This window comes from Chryseobacterium sp. GW823-FHT05E08, assembly GCF_058795655.1.
Window position 1 is genome coordinate 944,143 of sequence record NZ_JBXAHY010000001.1, and the last position, 16,491, is coordinate 960,633.

The following is a 16,491-nucleotide window of genomic DNA, read 5'->3' on the forward strand; positions in this document are numbered from 1 at the left end:
AATTTAATGAATCAGAAGTATTCTGGCTTCTTCCAGATCGATTTTCATGAGGTATTTTTTGATAACATCTTCGTTGACATCATCATTATGTTTCTGGTCTAGAAGCCATGCTCTCTGTGTGCTTAAAACATCAAGATAAACATCTTTTACCTCTGAAGTTAGTTTTACTTCAGTCTCAACATCTGCTTTTCCTTTCAAATTCTCATGGATTTGTTTTAAAAAAGCACTTCTACCCAATATTTCGGAGTGATTATTGGTGATATGATCTGCGGTATGTTTTGCAATTTGTCTTTTGATCAAGTCTTCTGCTTGGTCATCAGGCAAATAATCATTAAAAGTGGGAAGTTTAATTTTTTTAATCAAATAAGGAAGCGTAAGTCCCTGTACCAAAAGCGTGGTTAAAATAACAATGAAAGTGATAAATAAGATTAAATTTCTCTGCGGAAAAGCAGGCCCACCAGCATATAAATGGGTTGGTATTGACAATGCTGCAGCGAGAGAAACCACTCCGCGCATTCCCGTCCAGCCCAATACAATTGGAGCTTTCAGTCCTGGACTTCTTGTATCTGCAACGGGAATATAATTTCTTGCAACTAATGTGATCAAAACTGCACCATAAGCCGATAAAATCCTTACAACAACCAATACTCCTGTTACCATTAATCCATAAATGATAGCAGCAGAAAGTCCGACGCCTTCAAGGCCTGAGGTGATTTCAGGTAAAGCTAAACCTATTATAAGAAATACCAATCCATTCAAAACAAACGCAAGACTTTCCCAAACATTGAGGCCTCGCAAACGCGATGAAGTACTTAAGAAACGGTGTCTGTTATTGGATAAAAGCAATCCACCACTTACAACAGCCAAAACACCGGAACTGTGAACTTCTTCTGCCGCGATGTACATTACGTAAGGAGCAACAATAGTTAAAATAGTATCCATATTGGCATCAGTGGGAAGATATTTATGCCCTTTCATGAAGATAAAGCCGATTAATACTCCGATTCCGATTCCTCCTACGAGCATCCATGAGAAACTTAAAGCTGCATCAGACCAAATAAATTGTCCTGTTGCAACCGCGATCATCGCAAAACGGAAAATTATTAATGAAGAAGCATCATTCAGTAAACTTTCTCCTTCCAAAATGGATGACATTCTTTTTGGGACATTTACAAATTTTAAGATTGCACTTGCACTTACTGCATCTGGCGGAGAAACGATTCCACCTAATAAAAATCCAAGTGCTAAAGAAAATCCGGGTATAAAATAATTCGCAAAAAACGCTACAGAAATAGCCGTAAGAAAAACCACCACAAAAGCAAAACTTCCTATGATACGTCTCCATTTCCATAATTCTTTCCATGAAATCGCCCAAGCTGCTTCATATAATAAAGGCGGAAGAAATATAATAAAAATAAGTTCCGGATCAATATGAATCATCGGAATGCCGGGAATAAAACTGATACCCAACCCTGCAATAACGAGCAATACAGGATAAGCAACCTTAATTTTATTGGCCAACATGATGAGCAATACAATTGCTACAATAAGGGATAAATAGAATGGAAAATCTTCTATCATTTGTGTATGTTTTTTTATTAATGCAATGATAATGAATTATCACTTTTAATCAAAAAATAGCTCAAACATATTTAGATTTAAAAAGAATTAAAACTTTTCACAAATTTTAAATCTATAGTAAAACTTTATAGCAAAAAAAGAGAGGACAAACGCCTCTCAATTTATATAATTTTTCTTGTGTGTTTATAGAATCGAAACCTGTTTAGAATCAATAAAATAGATTAATATAATCTTTGTACTGATAAAAACAGTTCTCTTGTATTGTCAGCTGTACTGGAGTCTGATGTTGTATTATTACTTGTTCCTGTTGTAGATTTATTATCCACTCTGAAAGCATAATACACTCTGTACCATCTTGGCTCCGGTTCCTGAATCGTGATGTCAAAAGTTACCGTTTCATTATGAGTTTGTGTAAGATAAACTCCGTCGTCAAATTGTCTGTAAGCTCCCGGTGACAGCTTTATATTTCCATTGTCCGAATCACCTGTGTGGGTAGACATTTCCGAAACCCAGATTTTCATATCAGAAGTTCCGACATTGTAAAGACGTGGATTAAAAGTAGTTGCTGCTCCGGTTCCTGAAGAATTACCGTCAAACTGAGCATCAAGCCTTAAAACACCTCCCAACACAGGAAGGTCTGTAAGATAAGTACTTGCCAGAATATTTATTCCTGAGGTATTTGCGGGAATACTTCCGTGATAATAGACCAGTTCGCCAATCAGAATATCATTATCGTTTCCTCCGAAAGCAAACTTCCAGGTTTCACCGTTGAACATGTAATATCCTGGTTTATCAACCTTTGCTGTTTTTACAGAAGGCGTTCCCACTGCCTGCGTTACATACACCAATGCTCCCGTCTGATCTGCAAGATAAACCAAATCCTTAGCTTTAAGTTGATCTCCTGTCATTCGGGGAGCAATTACTCCATCTGCTGAAGTTGTCACAGTTGGTTTTCCTATAACGTCTAATGTTGCTTTAGGAGACTCTGTATTGATACCTATTTGAGCGTAAGTTTCTGACGAAAAAAAACTCAATGCTAAACCTAAAAGAGATAATTTTAATTTCTTCATGTTTTATAATATATTATTTGTGTCTAATTTATAATGAGTACAATTTCAGAGATATCGTTTTATTTTATTAACTCTTTTTTATCTTTGTACTAATAAAATTCCTGATTAAGAACTGATGCAAAGTTATCGGCCTCGATAAATCAAATTTTAAACACATCAATGAAACCCTGAAAATAGCTTACATTATTTATTTCACTTAAAATCAATGATTTAATACAATTAATTCCTAGATTTGACTGATGAAAAAGATAATTGCTGCTATTCTGAAGTAATATTTTAAACAACAAATGATAATTACCGATCCTATAAAACTTCAAAAAATAGAGAAACATAAAAAAGATCTCGTGCATTATTATGTCATCTTAATGTCGGCTGTGCTTTTTGTGTATGCTCTTATTTTTACGTTTCTTATTCCGGATAAAACGATCTCATGGTATCTTTATGGCGGGGCATTTTTTCTGTCATATTCTTATTTTATGATTCGTAAAAATTATTCTATCAATATTCTGGTTCATACGTATATTATTCTTGCGTCTTTATATAATTTCTATATCATGCTTGCCTTTTGGAATAATTCTGTGGCAAGTTTCGTCTGGTTGATGCCTATTCCTTTGGCTGCCTATGTGTTTTTTAACAGGAAATATGTGATTATTTACAGTGTTTTTATCTTAATTAATATCATTTTAGGCTATTTGATTTCTAAAAATTTTGATTTTAATTTTCAGGAGCATACCAAAGAGGATGTGAAACTGACGGATACTTTTTTGGTGATCTCCAATGTTGCAGTATTCGCGCTGATTATCTATTTTAAAGACAAGATCAGACGAGAAGAAATTTATCATGAAATTGAACAAAAACAACAGTCTGAACCGAGAATAACGGTATCTGTAGAAAAAGATCCGGCATTTGGAGATGAATTATTCGAAAGAATAGAAAATATGATGGCAGAAAAACTGTCTTATAAAGATGTTAATTTTAATATTTCAAAACTGTCTACAGAATTGGAAGTTAACAGCACATATATTTCAAAAGCAATCAGACAGCATGGTTTTCCCAACTTTAATAATTATTTGAATATTCACCGCATCAATTGTGTGAAAAAACTGCTAAATGAAAACGATCTGGAAAAGGTAACCTTGATGTATATTTACACGGAGGCCGGATTTTCTAACCAGTCAACTTTTAATCGTGTTTTTAAGCAAATTGAAAAAATTACGCCTTCGGAATACATCAATACTTTGCAAACAATCAATGCTTCAGAAAATATTTAATTCTAAATCGGTTTCAGCGATGCATATTATCGAAATAAAGCGTTTTAGAAATTAAAAAAATATCAGGAAATTTACAGATTATAAAATTCTTCAAGAATTTGATTCTAGAAAGGTTTTAATTCTAAAAAATCATGATCATACCTGAAAAAGCAGACAAAAGCAGTAAACGTTTCCGATATATAAAACTTTGTATCTTTCTTTCAGGGCTTTCTGTATTTGCACAGCTTTATCTTTTTCAGCCTTTGTTACCGATGGTTGCAGAGCATTTTCACACGACTGTTGGAGATAGTTCCCTACTCGTTTCGTCCGCTACAATAGGAATGGCTTTTGGATTATTCTTTTTCGCCTTTAAAGCAGACAGTTATTCAAGGAAAAAACTGATGATCTTTTCATTGCTTTCCTCCGCTGTACTGACAATTATTTCAAGTTGGGTTCAAAGTTTACCTTTATTAATAGCAATTGGCGTTCTAAAAGGTTTTGTGATTTCAGGAGTTTCTTCGGTTGCACTCGCCTATCTTACGGAAGAAGTTGAACTTTCTGTAGTTGCCTTGGCCATCAGCATGTATCTCAGTGGAAATACCATTGGCGGGATGAGCGGAAGAATTTTAGCGACAATAATTGCCGGAGAATTGGGATGGAGAAATGCTGTTTTGATCATCGGAATTGAAAGTTTGATCTTAGGCTTACTCTTTTGGAAATTTTTCCCGGATTCAAAGTTTTTTAATCCTCAAAAAACAGATTATTCTCTGAAATTGAAGCAAATGTTGAAGTTTCTTACGGACTCTTATATGCTTCGTCTATACTTAATTGCAGCACTTCTGATGGGAAGTTTTGTGAGCGTTTATAATTATCTTACGTTCCGATTGGAATCTGCTCCGTTTTCATTAAATCATTTTTGGATCGCTTTTATATTTCTGATGTATACTTTCGGAGTTTTCGGGACGATGATCAAGCAGGTTATCAAAGAAAACAGACCGGAAAAATATTCTGAAAGGCTCTATTCTATTCATGCTTGCCGGAATTTTATTTTTACTTTCTGAAAATATTTATATTGTGATTTTCGGACTTGGATTATTTACGCTTTCATTTTTCGCAGCACATACAATGGCAAGTCAGATGACGGCTTTGCGTGCAAAGGAAGGAAAATCTTCTGCAACGTCTATTTATTGGCTTTTCTATTATTTTGGTTCAAGCATTTTGGGAAGTGGTACAGGCTACATTCTCCATGCAACTTCCTGGAAATTCTTTATTCTCTTCCTTATTCTCTCTATTATCATTGCTTTTTCACTCACTATTGATAAAATTTCCCGTCAATAAAGAATATCAGATACCACACAAGTACCACATTTTTTATTTTAGGAATACTTCAACATTAATGTAATCAACATATTAATTATTTAAGAAAAATATTAACAATTAATTATTAAAAAGATTAAATAAATTTACCGTGTAAGGCATAATATTTGTAAACATAACTGTACCAACACGCACATTCAATATACTTTTAACCTTAACACAAAATATTATGAACGTTGTAGATCTTAAAATTAAAAATTTAGTGGAATACAGAAATCAGATATTTACAATAACTGAGATATTCCAGGATAATGAAAAAGATTATTTTGTAAAAATAGAGAATGATATTCACAGTTTTTCTGTTTCAGCAGAATCTATTACACCTATTCAGATCACTGAAGAATGGTTAGAGAAATTCGGTTTTTCAAGAACATACAGCTCAGAACAGCGTATCAGATATGAAAGACCGGAAACGTTCATTAAATATGATATCGACCTGAATCCAAGAAAGATCGTAGAAGGTTTAAAAATCTACGGAAATTCTATTAAATGTAAATATATCCATGAGTTCCAGAACATTTTTTCGTGTTTATTCGGAAAAGAACCTGCTCCTGTGAACTATGGCCTATTGAAGACCGAATCTTAGTTTAATATATTATCACAAAAAAATCCACAGCTTTTCAGTTGTGGATTTTTTATGTTTTGAATCTTTAAAAATTGTCTGACAATAAGGAAAACTACTACTTTGTGTAGCAGGAAAATACTTTAAATGAAATACTTTTGAAGAAATAAAAAATCATATTATGGAAGAGAGATATTCCAGAAACCGACTTTACATAAATTCGGAGGAACAGGAAATCATTAAAGCCACTCCCATCCTTTTTGCAGGTAGCGGAATCGGAAGCAATATCGCAGAATGCGCCCTGCGAATCGGCTTTGAAAACATTACAGTTGTAGATGGAGATGTTATTGAAGTAACCAATCTGAACAGACAAAATTACACAGAGAAGGAAGTTTCAGAATATAAATCTAAAGCGCTGTATGACCGCCTGAAATCTATCAATCCAAATGCTAATATTAAACATATTCAGGAATTTATAACGTTTGACAATATTGAAGAAATTGTAAATGGACATACAATTGCTGTGAATGCACTCGATTTCACAAGTAATATTCCACTTTTCTTTGATGATTTATGTAAAAAAAGCGGAATTCCGGTTCTTCACCCTTATAATTTGGGCTGGGCAGGCTTAGTTACCGTTATTTCTCCTACAGGCCCTACTTTAAGCAGCATTAGCCATAACGACAGCTTTAACGAACTGAAAATGGTAGAATACGTTGTCGGGTACCTTAGATTCTGGGAAAAACGTAATGAATGGCTGGAAAAGATTATTGAAGATTACAAACAGGAAGAAGGTAACCTTCCTCCACCTCAACTTGCTGTAGGATCTTGGATCGTAGCAGGAATATGTACGAATATCATGTTTAATATCGCAACACAAAAAGAATATAAAAGATTCCCTGAATTTTATCTAAGTTCAGTAATGTAAGACAATTTTCATTGTCTTACATTTTTATAATAATTTGTTATTTTTGGCATAAGCCAGGGCTTCGGTGATGTTATTCACCCCAATTTTCTCGAAAAGTTTTCTTCTGTGAAATTTCACAGTATCTGCAGAGACAAATATCTTTCCTGCAATCTCGTTTATTGTAAGCCCGCTGGCATATAAACTTAATATTTCAAGCTCTCTTTGTGAGAGTTTTTTCTTTTCCTCTTTTATCCATCTGTTTTCCGAGAGATCATACTTCCAGATGTCATCAGAACCTTCTTTATTGATCAAAATATTCCCTGACGAATTGGTAGGAGAAAGTGAAACAATACACATCGCCTTCCAAATTTTCCCATTTCTTGTAAGAAACATCGGCGTAAGTTTATGATTGATTAATATAACATTTTTCTTATCATTTATAATATGAAAATCATAAGAAATTGTGTACAGTTTTCTCTCACTAATAGGAAGTTTTTCGTAAAACTCAAATCCTACATCATTTATTTTAAGTAAAAGCTGTTGATCATCACTTATTACATTTCTAAAATAGAAAGCATATCCGAGATCTCTTACTTCTTCAGGAGATAATCCACATAAGAATAAAGGATTATCTGAAACATACTCAAATGATTGCTTCTGATAATCAATTATATATAAACTCTGATAAGTTATTCTTGCAAAAGCTTTCACAATTTCCAAGTAGTCACTCGTCTGCATAAGATCGATATCTGCATTGCCTTCGATCTCATTTTTTTCTGTAAAAAACTTTTTTATTTCATCCATAATCCCAGTAAAAAAATTCGACTACCCCAAAGTGTAGTTTTTTATGACTTTTTAACAAATCTACACAAAAGTGTAGCGATTTCCAAAGCGAACAACGATAATTTTAGAAAAAAATTAATCAAAACCATGCACAAATCACAATTTAATCCGCTTTACAATAATGAACTTTACGATCTTGCAAAATTTGTTGTTGAAGAAAATTTTAATCACCATAATGCAGATTCTAATGAGGATCTGAGAAACGAAATTACAGCAGTTTATAAAGAGGAAGCTTCTCTTAATGACTCTAAAATTTTCTTCTCAAAAGATTTCAGTAATTCTATTACTGGATCTATAAGAGTTGTACGTTGGAACAAGAAAGACATATTGCCTATCGAGAAATTGTTCAGCATCCACCCTTACCAAGTTATAGAAAATCAAAATATAGATATCTGGCATATCGGAAGATTTGCAGTAAAAAAAGACAGATCTGGATTTAAAACTTTCAAAGCTTTAATGACCTCAGCAATTAATGAAGTTTGTAAGAATGAAAACTCTGTTGCTTTGGCTGAATGTGATGCAAAACTTTTAAAAACATTAATTCTTTTGGGAATAGAATGTACAACACTTTCCGAGTCTATAGAATATCTGGGATCTGAAACGATTCCTGTACTTATCTCTTATGCAGGATTAAAGTCTTTTCTAGATAAAAATAAAAATTTACTACACGAAGGTTTAACAACTGTACAAAAAGGAGCTATACTGAAGAAAACGGCGTAAAAACTACACCTTTGTGTAGTATCAAACTAAACTATAGTGTAGTGTTTTTATCTCTTGGACTCAGTAATATTGTAATGTAAAACAAGAACAAATAACCAACCAAAATGAAAACTTCAAAATTATTAATATTTAACAAAAAGAGATTCTTATATATACTTGCTGCTGCTTCACTGGCATCATGCTCAGATAAAAACAATAGCTACGGAATTTTAAACAGCGATAAAAGTATCAATTCTAAAAGTGCTTTTGATTTCATTAAGAAAAATGCTATTTTAAATTTCCATGTAAGTGCGGCGGGAGTTCAGGAGCAGGATTCAAAATTCATCAATGATGATGATATTCGCGAGAACATTGAGCTTTCTTATGACAGATCTAAAGAAATGATCAACTCTAATGTAATATCAGATTATAGTTTTGTAAATTTTGTTCTTCCTTATAAAGTTAATTTCTCAAATGACTTCAACTGGAGAAAAAACGTTCTTAAAAATTACGAGCTTCCAAAAAAATATAATTTAACTACTGAGAAATCTGTGATCGAATCTTCGAATTATTTAAACAATAAAATTAAAGGTTTGAATCTTCCTTACTCTGATCCATTTCCACAGGAAGATTACTGGTCGTTCAATGATTTATTAAAAGAAAAGAAAGGTTCTGACATTGCTTTGGTCAATTTATCAACTTTCATCAACAAAGCCAACGGAATACCTGTAACTATAGACTATGCACCGGTTTGGGGAAATGTAGACGGCGGAAAAGCCTGGAACGCATTGGTTCTTAATGATAAAAAATCATTTGCTTTTGCTGGAGGTTCTGATAATATCGGTTCATACAATCCTACAAGAATTATTCAAAGTATAAAAGATACGCTTAACAATACTTACACCGCAACAAAAGTGTATAGAAGAGGTTTTGTTCCTGATACAGCTTCAGTTTATTTAAAATATTACAAAACATTGAGCAAACTGGGATTCACTTCAACGTATTCTGATATTGATGTTACGGATCTTTATGCTAAAACTATCAAATATAATGTAAATGGCTTCTATAATGATAAAACCGAGCTTGCCTTGCTTTCTGTTTTCAGTTACAACAAATGGCTTCCGATAGCAGCTATCAGCCCGAAACGTAAACAAATGGTTTTCGACAAAGTGGGTGTTGGCGCATTATATCTCGTACACACACCGGATAATTCGGGTAAAAAATCTCTGTTCTATGTAGATAAAACCGGAAAACTTCTATTCTTTGATAAAGCTAAAACCTCAGCGATCAATATTACACAGACCGAATCTACAGCTACAAGAATGAAAAATATGGCTGCAAATAACAGAAATGCTTCTAATATGGCTGCATTGGCGCAAAATACAATCAATTCTAAGCTGGAAAATGGAAAATCATATACTTTGTATAAGTTAACCGACAGCAGTTGGGAAAAACAGGAAACTAAGCCTGTTGCCAATAATACATTGTCATTCTCTAGTAAATATCAGGACGGAATTTATCTTGCAGCTCCTGAAAAAGAAGAAAAAATCAACTCTAAAAGACCGTTTATTCTGGTTGGTGGAAAGATAGTCTTCATCTAAAAAACTACAACTTTTAAAGCAAAACTTCATATTTCTCTTCACATAAATTAGAGAGACAGGGAAAACTTTATCCAAAAACTAATAACCATTTTAAACAATTTATACATGAAAAACTACAAAAAACTTCTCTTGGCAGGTTTTGCGGTTGTACCCCTCGCACTATCTTCTTGGACTTCCGAAGAATTGGGAAATGAGCTTAAAAGCATTGAAAATAATCAAGCTACTACTGTTTCTGATATTGAGATAATAGGCACAGGTTTAGTAAAAACGGATAAAGTAATAAGAGGTCCGAAAGGAGCAACGGTAAAAAATGTCAAAGACGATCTTAACACTAAAGTTGTATCCGCAGACACCCCAACTCCAACCAATCCTTCTTTTGAGGATATCGTAAAAACTTACAAATAATAGAGATTATGAAAAACAACAAAAAACTTTTATTGGCAGGATTTGCAATTGTTCCTTTAGCTCTTTCTTCATGGACTTCTGACGGATCAAAAAATGATCTTACAAATACCACACATCAGGAAAATAACAATACATATATTACAGAAGATATGGGTACTGTAATTGTTGGGAAGCTTACAAGAGTTAACACAGACAAACCTGGTCCTTCAATGAGCAGACTAGATATAGAAACTGTAAAAACCAAAATTGTATTTTCAGATGATACACTAACTCCTTCCAACCTTTCTTTTGAGGATATCGTAAAAACTTACAAATAGTAGTCCCATGAAAAACCACAGAAAACTATTATTGGCAGGATTTGCAATTGTTCCTTTAGCCCTTTCTTCATGGACTTCTGAGGAACCTAAAATGAACTATCAAAATACAGATGATCACAGTCAATTATCTTCTATTGAACGAATTGGAACTTTTGATACGCAAGAAGATAATGTTGTACAAAGTAAAAAAAATGCTGTTAAGTTAAATAACTCAGACATTACCATTGACAAAGCTATTGCAACAACAAGAACACTGGAACCTCAGACATCATTTGAAGATATTTTAAAGGATTATCAATAAAAAAGTATTAATCATGAAAAACTACAGAAAACTATTACTGGCAGGTGTTGCGATTGTTCCTTTGGCACTTTCTTCCTGGACTTCTGAAGATCCTGTTTCAAAAATTAGAACTATTGAAAATCAAAATTCAATTTCTTCTATTGACAAGATTGGAGCAACAGATGTTGTTGTAGATGTTTCAGAGAAAAACAAAAAAAATGTTATCGCTTTTATAGATAAAACCGACGCTCCGAGTAAAGTTGTTACAACAACAAAAACACTGGAACCAACCACATCTATAGAAAGTATTGTAAAAGCTTATCAATAAAGATTTAAAACCAAACTAATAACCATGAAAAACTACAAAAAACTTCTCTTGGCAGGTTTTGCAGTTGTGCCCCTCGCATTATCTTCTTGGACTTCTGAAGAATCAAACACTCAATATCAAAACATTGAGAATCAGAATTCAAAGTCTTCTAACGAAATAATTGGTACTACAGATGTTCAGAACGTAATTATTGTTAAAACTAAAACCAGTAAACTCGACAGAACCGATTACGGTCTTAATCCTGACAAAATTGTAACAACAGATAGAACGTTGGATCCTACCATAACATCATTTGATGAGATCGTTAAAGTTTATCAATAAAAACTAAATAATTAACCATGAAAAACTACAGAAAACTACTTTTGGCAGCATCTGCAATTGCTCCTTTGGCACTTTCATCATGGACCTCGGAAGATCCGGATGCCAATTACAAAAACATTGAAAGCCAAAATGTGAAATCTTCTATCGGAGATATTGGTACCGCAACTGTTTCTAAAAATTTTGTTTTTAGTAAAAAAGTAACAGCTCAACATGATGATGCAATAGTAGGGCCAAGAGATATTGGTGCAAGCTCAAAATTGGCAACCGATCTGGAACCTTCTCTGTCCTTTGATGATGTTCTAAAAAACTACAAATAAAACCTTAAAATAAATATTAACCATGAAAAACTACAAAAAGCTGCTACTCGCGGGTCTTGCAATAGTTCCGCTGGCACTTTCCTCCTGGACCTCAGGAGATCCACCCGATGCCAACTATCAGAAAATCGGGAATTATGATACCAAAACTTCAATCGGAACAATTGGTCAGGCAGATGTATCAGGAGAAATACTGATTACAGACAAACAAAGAGTTACAGAAAGACAATCGCTCCTCAGAACAGGACAAAATCTTATCAAAACTCTGGAACCCGTTCCTACGATTCAGGAAATTGTAAAAAATTATCAATAAAACCTTAAAACAAATAACTTATGCAAAACTACAAAAAGCTATTATTAGCAGGACTGGCAATTGTGCCATTGGCATTATCTTCTTGGACATCATCGGAAGATCCCACTGCAAAAATGCAAAACATTAAGGATTATCCTTATTCAATGCTTACTTCTAAACAAGAGGAAATGGGAGCCGGATTTTTACAAAGTATTTTCACTGTAAAATCTAAGAAAACAGTAATTAATGTTTCAAACATGGAAACTGTAGAGATCGCTGAATCTAAAGTGAAAAGCACAACGATCGAAAATCCTACTCTTTCAATCGAAAGTATCTTAAACGATTACAAATAATATTTAAAAACAATAAAAATCATGCAAAACTACAGAAAACTATTATTCGCGGGACTGGCGATCGTTCCTTTAGCGCTTTCTTCGTGGACTTCTACAGGAAACGACACGAAATACGGAAACGGAGATGCAGGCAAATTGGCAGATTCTTCAATCGAAATCATCGGAGATACAGCTGTAAGCAGCTCTGTGACAGTAAAAACTAAAAAGAAAGTTCTTTCCGTATCTACTATCGAAGAAGTGAGCGTAGCTGAGAAAAAGGCAATCAGCGTATCGTCTATCGACACTACACTTTCTTTCAATGAGATTGTAAACAATTACAAATAACATTTAAAAACAATAAAATATTATGCAAAACTACAAAAAACTATTATTCGCAGGATTAGCGATCGTTCCAATGGCTCTTTCTTCTTGGACTTCTACTGGAAATGACATTAAATACGGAAATGGTGATCAAAACCAAGTTTCTTCTATCGATCTTATTGGTGATACGGCAGCAAGCAGCGTGGTAACTTCTAAAACTAAAAAGCACGTTTTTTCGGTATCAAGTATTGAACAAACAAACGTTGCTGAAACTAAAGTAGCTATCGTTACAACACCAACAAACCCTACTCTTTCTTTTGAAGACATGGTAAAAAATTATAAATAACCATATAAACAATAAAATATTATGCAAAACTACAGAAAATTATTATTCGCAGGATTGGCGATTGTTCCTTTAGCTCTTTCTTCTTGGACTTCTACAGGAAATGATACGAAATACGGAAACGGAGACGCTAGCAAATTAGCAGATTCTTCTATTGAGATCATCGGTGACACAGCTGTAAGCAGCTCTGTAACAGTAAGTACTAAGAAAAAAGTTTTTGCTAAAGAAACAATAGATACTAAAGATGTTGTAAGCGAAAAAGCAATCAGTACTTCTCTTGGAAAGACTATTTCTTTCGATGACGTTATCCAAAATTACAAATAACCATTAAACAATAAATTATTATGCAAAACTACAGAAAACTATTATTCGCAGGATTAGCGATCGTTCCTATGGCTCTTTCTTCTTGGACTTCTACAGGAAATGATACGAAATACGGAAACGGTGATCAGAACCAAGTATCTACTATCAATCTTATTGGTGATACTGCAGCAAGCAGCGTGGTGACTTCTAAAACTAAAAAACATGTTTTTGAAAAATCAAGCATCCAGGAAACGAATGTTGTTGAAACTAAAGTAGCAACATCTCTTGACCCAATCCTTACGTTTGACAAAGCTATCGAAAATTATAAATAATATTATTCAACTCACACATTCAGTTGAAGTTCTCAACTGAATGTGTTTTAAAAAACTTTTAAAACCATGAAAAGATCTATCTTAATCTTACCAATCGCTTTATTAACTACAATCTCTTTATTGTCATTCAACAAATCAGATGATGAAGTACAAACTGTAAAATACGATACAATCGGCAAAACTGCATCAATGGATGACGAATTGGGAGCTTTCATCAAAAGCACAGTGATCACCAACAAAAGCTTCAAGAAAGAATGTTCTGTAGATGTATGCGTAAAGAGAGATGCGGTAAGCATTTTCGAAACTAAAATTGTTTCTGCTATGGAAGAACCAACTTTAGATATCAACAGACTTATTACAAACTATAAATAACTATAGCCATGAAAAGCCTTTATTTTTACCCACTATCAATTATTTGCGGAATCCTTTTCTTTTCCTATTCATTTACAATAGAAAGAGGTAGACATACTTACCGAAACCATTGGAATATTCCGGCTGAAAAAAATCTAAAGATTAAAAATTCTTCAAAAGAAAAATTAGAGGTCGTTTTATATAATCCTTCGCTTACAGATGATCTAACATATATTACAGATAACAACGAGATCAAGAGGCTACCGAAGAATGATTCTATTAAAACGAAGATCAATTTTGCGAATGAATTTTATGTTGTCAATAATTCTGACAAGGAAAGTGTTTTCAAAATAAAAATATTGAACAATAGTGGAAGAATAAAGGCTTTTTTAAAAAAACCAAGTTCCAAAAATTAGCATTATGAAATCACTAGTAGTTTATTATGACGGTTGGTGCCCCCGATGCACCAAATTTATGAAAACCGTAAAAAAAATAGATTGGCTGCAGGCAATTGATTTTCATTCTCTCCGGGACAGAGGATCAATGAAAGGGATTGATTTTATACTGGCCGAAAAACAAATGGCCTCTTATAGCAATTCCTGGGCATACGGTTATGAGTCTATCTTCAGAATATTATCAAGATTACCATTATTATGGCTCTTCTTCCCTGTTCTTTGGCTCATGCAGGTTACGAAAATTGGTCAGGCATTATACATACAGCTTGCTGTAAACAGAAAAATAATACCGATCCACTGTGACGATAATGTCTGTAATATTTAATTATTAATTTTTTGATACAACTAATTTACCATGAAAAACTCAAAACTCTTTTTCATATTCAGTATGGTACACATTGCATTGATACTTATTGTATGTACATCCAGTACCATCGACTCTTATGAAAAATCTACATCTTTTGTGAAAAACTCTTTCACAGACGGATTAAAAGACACTAAGGAAAACATCAGAGAATTCAATTCTCTACCGATCATTCAGGAATACCAGGCTTTTGCAGGAATCAATGCAGGCTATGGATTCTTCGCACCGAACGTTGCAAGTTCTTACATTTTAAAAGTATCAGTTTATGATAAAAATAAAAAACTGGTGAAAGAATCTTATTTCCCGCCATTCAAATCTAAGGAGGGATTAAACAGATACCATACTTTACTAGGATATTTTCAGGACAGATTAACGATCCTTGAAAATAAAATGCAGAAGAAAACATCCACAGATTTTAATGAATCTGATAAATACGGTGAATTCTTAGACATCTTCATCAAAAGTATCGGAAGATATTATTACAAAGATTATGATTCTAACAAATACAACATCTCTTGTACATTATATCTGCACCATCACCCGCTTTTACAAGAAATCACAACAGCTAACAAAACTAAACCAGTACTAATTAAATTACTTGACATCGATGCTAAACCTCTTAAGAAAAACTAGATCACTTCCTGTACAATTTTATCAATTCTTCAATGAATACAGACAGGACGACAAATTGTTCTTTGCATTTTTTAGAATCTCAATGGGATTATTCTTCTTAGTGCACCTATTGTCAACGCTTACAGATTTTAACTTATTATTTACCAATCAGGGCTTAATTCCCCTGGAAATAATAGAATTCCTAGGTTCAGACCATATGCCGTCTTTCAATTTTATAATGAAACTTTTCGGCACAATGAATGTTCAGGAAAGCACGGTAGTAATGTCTTATATTATACTTTATATCGTTGCCTGCGTATCTCTGACAGTAGGATTTATGAGCAGAGTATCGGCAGTTATTATTTTAGTTCTTCATTTAATTGTATTTCAGTCTTCAAGTACTTTTATGTACGGAATAGATTTCTTTAAATCGATCGCAATGTTTTATTGCATCCTTTTTCCACTGGGAAGTTTCTATTCTGTTGATTCTAAAATATTTAAAACTAAAGAATTCAACCCTACACCATTCAGGAATTTGTTGAGAATACACTTATGCATTGTTTATTTTACTTCAGGATTAGACAAAGCTTTCGGAATTAATTGGTGGAACGGAGAATCTATCTGGAAAGCACTACATCTGCCAGGATTTCAGTCATATATCTTAGATAATAATTATGACCTATTTGTTCACTTTCCTATCATTCCAACAATCATCGGAATCTCAACCATCGCTGTAGAATTGTTTTACCCATACTTTATGTGGAAAGCAAGCACAAGAAAATACTTTATATGGATGGTAGTATCTCTACACGTAGGAATTATCATCGCAATGAACTTATATTTCTTCGGAGCATTAATGATCCTTCTCAACCTAAGCGCATTCCTAAACCTTGAGGAATCTACAAAAAAGGTTCCAGTAATAGCATAACAA

27 protein-coding genes are annotated in these 16,491 nt (G+C 33.4%); 24 read left to right on the forward strand and 3 right to left on the reverse strand.

Annotation, left to right across the window (positions count from 1 at the left end):
* Nucleotides 1-3: 3 nt before the first annotated feature.
* Both AC1Q7L_RS04395 and AC1Q7L_RS04400 read right to left on the reverse strand, forming a co-directional pair.
* Nucleotides 4-1,581 carry a Na+/H+ antiporter gene (locus tag AC1Q7L_RS04395; protein ID WP_492306554.1) on the reverse strand — a complete coding sequence of 526 codons (1,578 nt, stop codon included), beginning with the start codon at nt 1,579-1,581 and terminating at the stop codon, nt 4-6.
* Nucleotides 1,582-1,802: 221 nt separating this feature from the next.
* Nucleotides 1,803-2,651: a phage tail-like protein gene (locus tag AC1Q7L_RS04400; RefSeq protein WP_492306555.1), complete on the reverse strand. Its 849-nt coding sequence runs from the start codon at nt 2,649-2,651 to the stop codon at nt 1,803-1,805.
* A 287-nt stretch (nt 2,652-2,938) separates the two neighbouring features.
* Between AC1Q7L_RS04400 and AC1Q7L_RS04405 the strand changes: the two genes are divergently transcribed.
* The 5 genes from AC1Q7L_RS04405 to AC1Q7L_RS04425 all read left to right on the forward strand — a co-directional run bounded on the left by AC1Q7L_RS04405 (nt 2,939) and on the right by AC1Q7L_RS04425 (nt 6,768).
* Complete coding sequence (locus AC1Q7L_RS04405; protein WP_492306556.1) at nt 2,939-3,922, forward strand: helix-turn-helix domain-containing protein; 984 nt, start codon at nt 2,939-2,941, stop codon at nt 3,920-3,922.
* Nucleotides 3,923-4,053: 131 nt separating this feature from the next.
* On the forward strand, nt 4,054-4,962 hold the full coding sequence (locus AC1Q7L_RS04410) for an MFS transporter (RefSeq protein ID WP_492306557.1): 909 nt from the start codon (nt 4,054-4,056) through the stop codon (nt 4,960-4,962).
* Nucleotides 4,963-4,975: 13 nt separating this feature from the next.
* Nucleotides 4,976-5,239: a hypothetical protein gene (locus AC1Q7L_RS04415; RefSeq protein ID WP_492329374.1), complete on the forward strand. Its 264-nt coding sequence runs from the start codon at nt 4,976-4,978 to the stop codon at nt 5,237-5,239.
* 208 nt (nt 5,240-5,447) lie between these two features.
* Nucleotides 5,448-5,864, forward strand: coding sequence for a hypothetical protein (locus AC1Q7L_RS04420; RefSeq protein WP_410690235.1), 417 nt, complete (start codon nt 5,448-5,450; stop codon nt 5,862-5,864).
* 157 nt (nt 5,865-6,021) lie between these two features.
* On the forward strand, nt 6,022-6,768 hold the full coding sequence (locus AC1Q7L_RS04425; protein ID WP_410690233.1) for a ThiF family adenylyltransferase: 747 nt from the start codon (nt 6,022-6,024) through the stop codon (nt 6,766-6,768).
* Nucleotides 6,769-6,792: 24 nt separating this feature from the next.
* Here the strand turns inward: AC1Q7L_RS04425 and AC1Q7L_RS04430 are convergent, their stop codons facing one another.
* Nucleotides 6,793-7,551, reverse strand: a complete 759-nt coding sequence (locus AC1Q7L_RS04430) for a response regulator transcription factor (RefSeq protein WP_492306559.1) — start codon at nt 7,549-7,551, stop codon at nt 6,793-6,795.
* Between the two features lie 126 nt (nt 7,552-7,677).
* On the opposite strand from AC1Q7L_RS04430, the gene AC1Q7L_RS04435 reads away from it, so the two are divergent.
* The 19 genes from AC1Q7L_RS04435 (at nt 7,678) to AC1Q7L_RS04525 (ending at nt 16,488) form a co-directional block, all read left to right on the forward strand.
* A complete protein-coding gene (locus AC1Q7L_RS04435) occupies nt 7,678-8,310 on the forward strand; it encodes a hypothetical protein (RefSeq protein ID WP_492306560.1) in 633 nt (210 codons plus the stop codon).
* A gap of 104 nt (nt 8,311-8,414) precedes the next feature.
* Nucleotides 8,415-9,890: a hypothetical protein gene (locus AC1Q7L_RS04440; protein ID WP_492306561.1), complete on the forward strand. Its 1,476-nt coding sequence runs from the start codon at nt 8,415-8,417 to the stop codon at nt 9,888-9,890.
* 105 nt (nt 9,891-9,995) lie between these two features.
* The gene (locus AC1Q7L_RS04445; protein ID WP_410690229.1) at nt 9,996-10,295 is read left to right on the forward strand and encodes a hypothetical protein; all 300 of its coding nucleotides are present in this window, start codon (nt 9,996-9,998) and stop codon (nt 10,293-10,295) included.
* Nucleotides 10,296-10,303: 8 nt separating this feature from the next.
* On the forward strand, nt 10,304-10,612 hold the full coding sequence (locus AC1Q7L_RS04450; RefSeq protein WP_492306562.1) for a hypothetical protein: 309 nt from the start codon (nt 10,304-10,306) through the stop codon (nt 10,610-10,612).
* Nucleotides 10,613-10,619: 7 nt separating this feature from the next.
* Nucleotides 10,620-10,913 carry a hypothetical protein gene (locus AC1Q7L_RS04455; RefSeq protein ID WP_410690227.1) on the forward strand — a complete coding sequence of 98 codons (294 nt, stop codon included), beginning with the start codon at nt 10,620-10,622 and terminating at the stop codon, nt 10,911-10,913.
* A 13-nt stretch (nt 10,914-10,926) separates the two neighbouring features.
* Complete coding sequence (locus AC1Q7L_RS04460; protein WP_492306563.1) at nt 10,927-11,220, forward strand: hypothetical protein; 294 nt, start codon at nt 10,927-10,929, stop codon at nt 11,218-11,220.
* 24 nt (nt 11,221-11,244) lie between these two features.
* Nucleotides 11,245-11,541 (forward strand): hypothetical protein, encoded by a 297-nt coding sequence (locus AC1Q7L_RS04465; protein ID WP_492306564.1) that lies wholly within the window; start codon nt 11,245-11,247, stop codon nt 11,539-11,541.
* 17 nt (nt 11,542-11,558) lie between these two features.
* Nucleotides 11,559-11,858: a hypothetical protein gene (locus tag AC1Q7L_RS04470; protein ID WP_492306565.1), complete on the forward strand. Its 300-nt coding sequence runs from the start codon at nt 11,559-11,561 to the stop codon at nt 11,856-11,858.
* 22 nt (nt 11,859-11,880) lie between these two features.
* On the forward strand, nt 11,881-12,168 hold the full coding sequence (locus AC1Q7L_RS04475) for a hypothetical protein (RefSeq protein ID WP_410690223.1): 288 nt from the start codon (nt 11,881-11,883) through the stop codon (nt 12,166-12,168).
* Between the two features lie 20 nt (nt 12,169-12,188).
* A complete protein-coding gene (locus AC1Q7L_RS04480) occupies nt 12,189-12,500 on the forward strand; it encodes a hypothetical protein (protein ID WP_410690222.1) in 312 nt (103 codons plus the stop codon).
* Nucleotides 12,501-12,521: 21 nt separating this feature from the next.
* Nucleotides 12,522-12,824 (forward strand): hypothetical protein, encoded by a 303-nt coding sequence (locus AC1Q7L_RS04485; RefSeq protein WP_410690221.1) that lies wholly within the window; start codon nt 12,522-12,524, stop codon nt 12,822-12,824.
* A gap of 22 nt (nt 12,825-12,846) precedes the next feature.
* Entirely contained in the window at nt 12,847-13,146 is a 300-nt protein-coding gene (locus AC1Q7L_RS04490) for a hypothetical protein (RefSeq protein WP_492306566.1), read from the forward strand.
* A 21-nt stretch (nt 13,147-13,167) separates the two neighbouring features.
* The gene (locus tag AC1Q7L_RS04495; protein ID WP_410690219.1) at nt 13,168-13,467 is read left to right on the forward strand and encodes a hypothetical protein; all 300 of its coding nucleotides are present in this window, start codon (nt 13,168-13,170) and stop codon (nt 13,465-13,467) included.
* Nucleotides 13,468-13,487: 20 nt separating this feature from the next.
* Nucleotides 13,488-13,778: a hypothetical protein gene (locus AC1Q7L_RS04500; RefSeq protein WP_410690218.1), complete on the forward strand. Its 291-nt coding sequence runs from the start codon at nt 13,488-13,490 to the stop codon at nt 13,776-13,778.
* 66 nt (nt 13,779-13,844) lie between these two features.
* Nucleotides 13,845-14,150, forward strand: coding sequence for a hypothetical protein (locus AC1Q7L_RS04505; protein ID WP_492306567.1), 306 nt, complete (start codon nt 13,845-13,847; stop codon nt 14,148-14,150).
* 8 nt (nt 14,151-14,158) lie between these two features.
* The gene (locus AC1Q7L_RS04510; RefSeq protein WP_410690216.1) at nt 14,159-14,545 is read left to right on the forward strand and encodes a hypothetical protein; all 387 of its coding nucleotides are present in this window, start codon (nt 14,159-14,161) and stop codon (nt 14,543-14,545) included.
* Between the two features lie 4 nt (nt 14,546-14,549).
* Nucleotides 14,550-14,909, forward strand: a complete 360-nt coding sequence (locus tag AC1Q7L_RS04515; protein ID WP_492306568.1) for a thiol-disulfide oxidoreductase DCC family protein — start codon at nt 14,550-14,552, stop codon at nt 14,907-14,909.
* A gap of 30 nt (nt 14,910-14,939) precedes the next feature.
* On the forward strand, nt 14,940-15,581 hold the full coding sequence (locus AC1Q7L_RS04520) for a hypothetical protein (protein WP_410690214.1): 642 nt from the start codon (nt 14,940-14,942) through the stop codon (nt 15,579-15,581).
* Entirely contained in the window at nt 15,556-16,488 is a 933-nt protein-coding gene (locus tag AC1Q7L_RS04525) for an HTTM domain-containing protein (protein ID WP_410690213.1), read from the forward strand. Before AC1Q7L_RS04520 ends, AC1Q7L_RS04525 begins: the two co-directional genes overlap by 26 nt.
* The last annotated feature ends 3 nt before the right edge of the window (nt 16,489-16,491 follow it).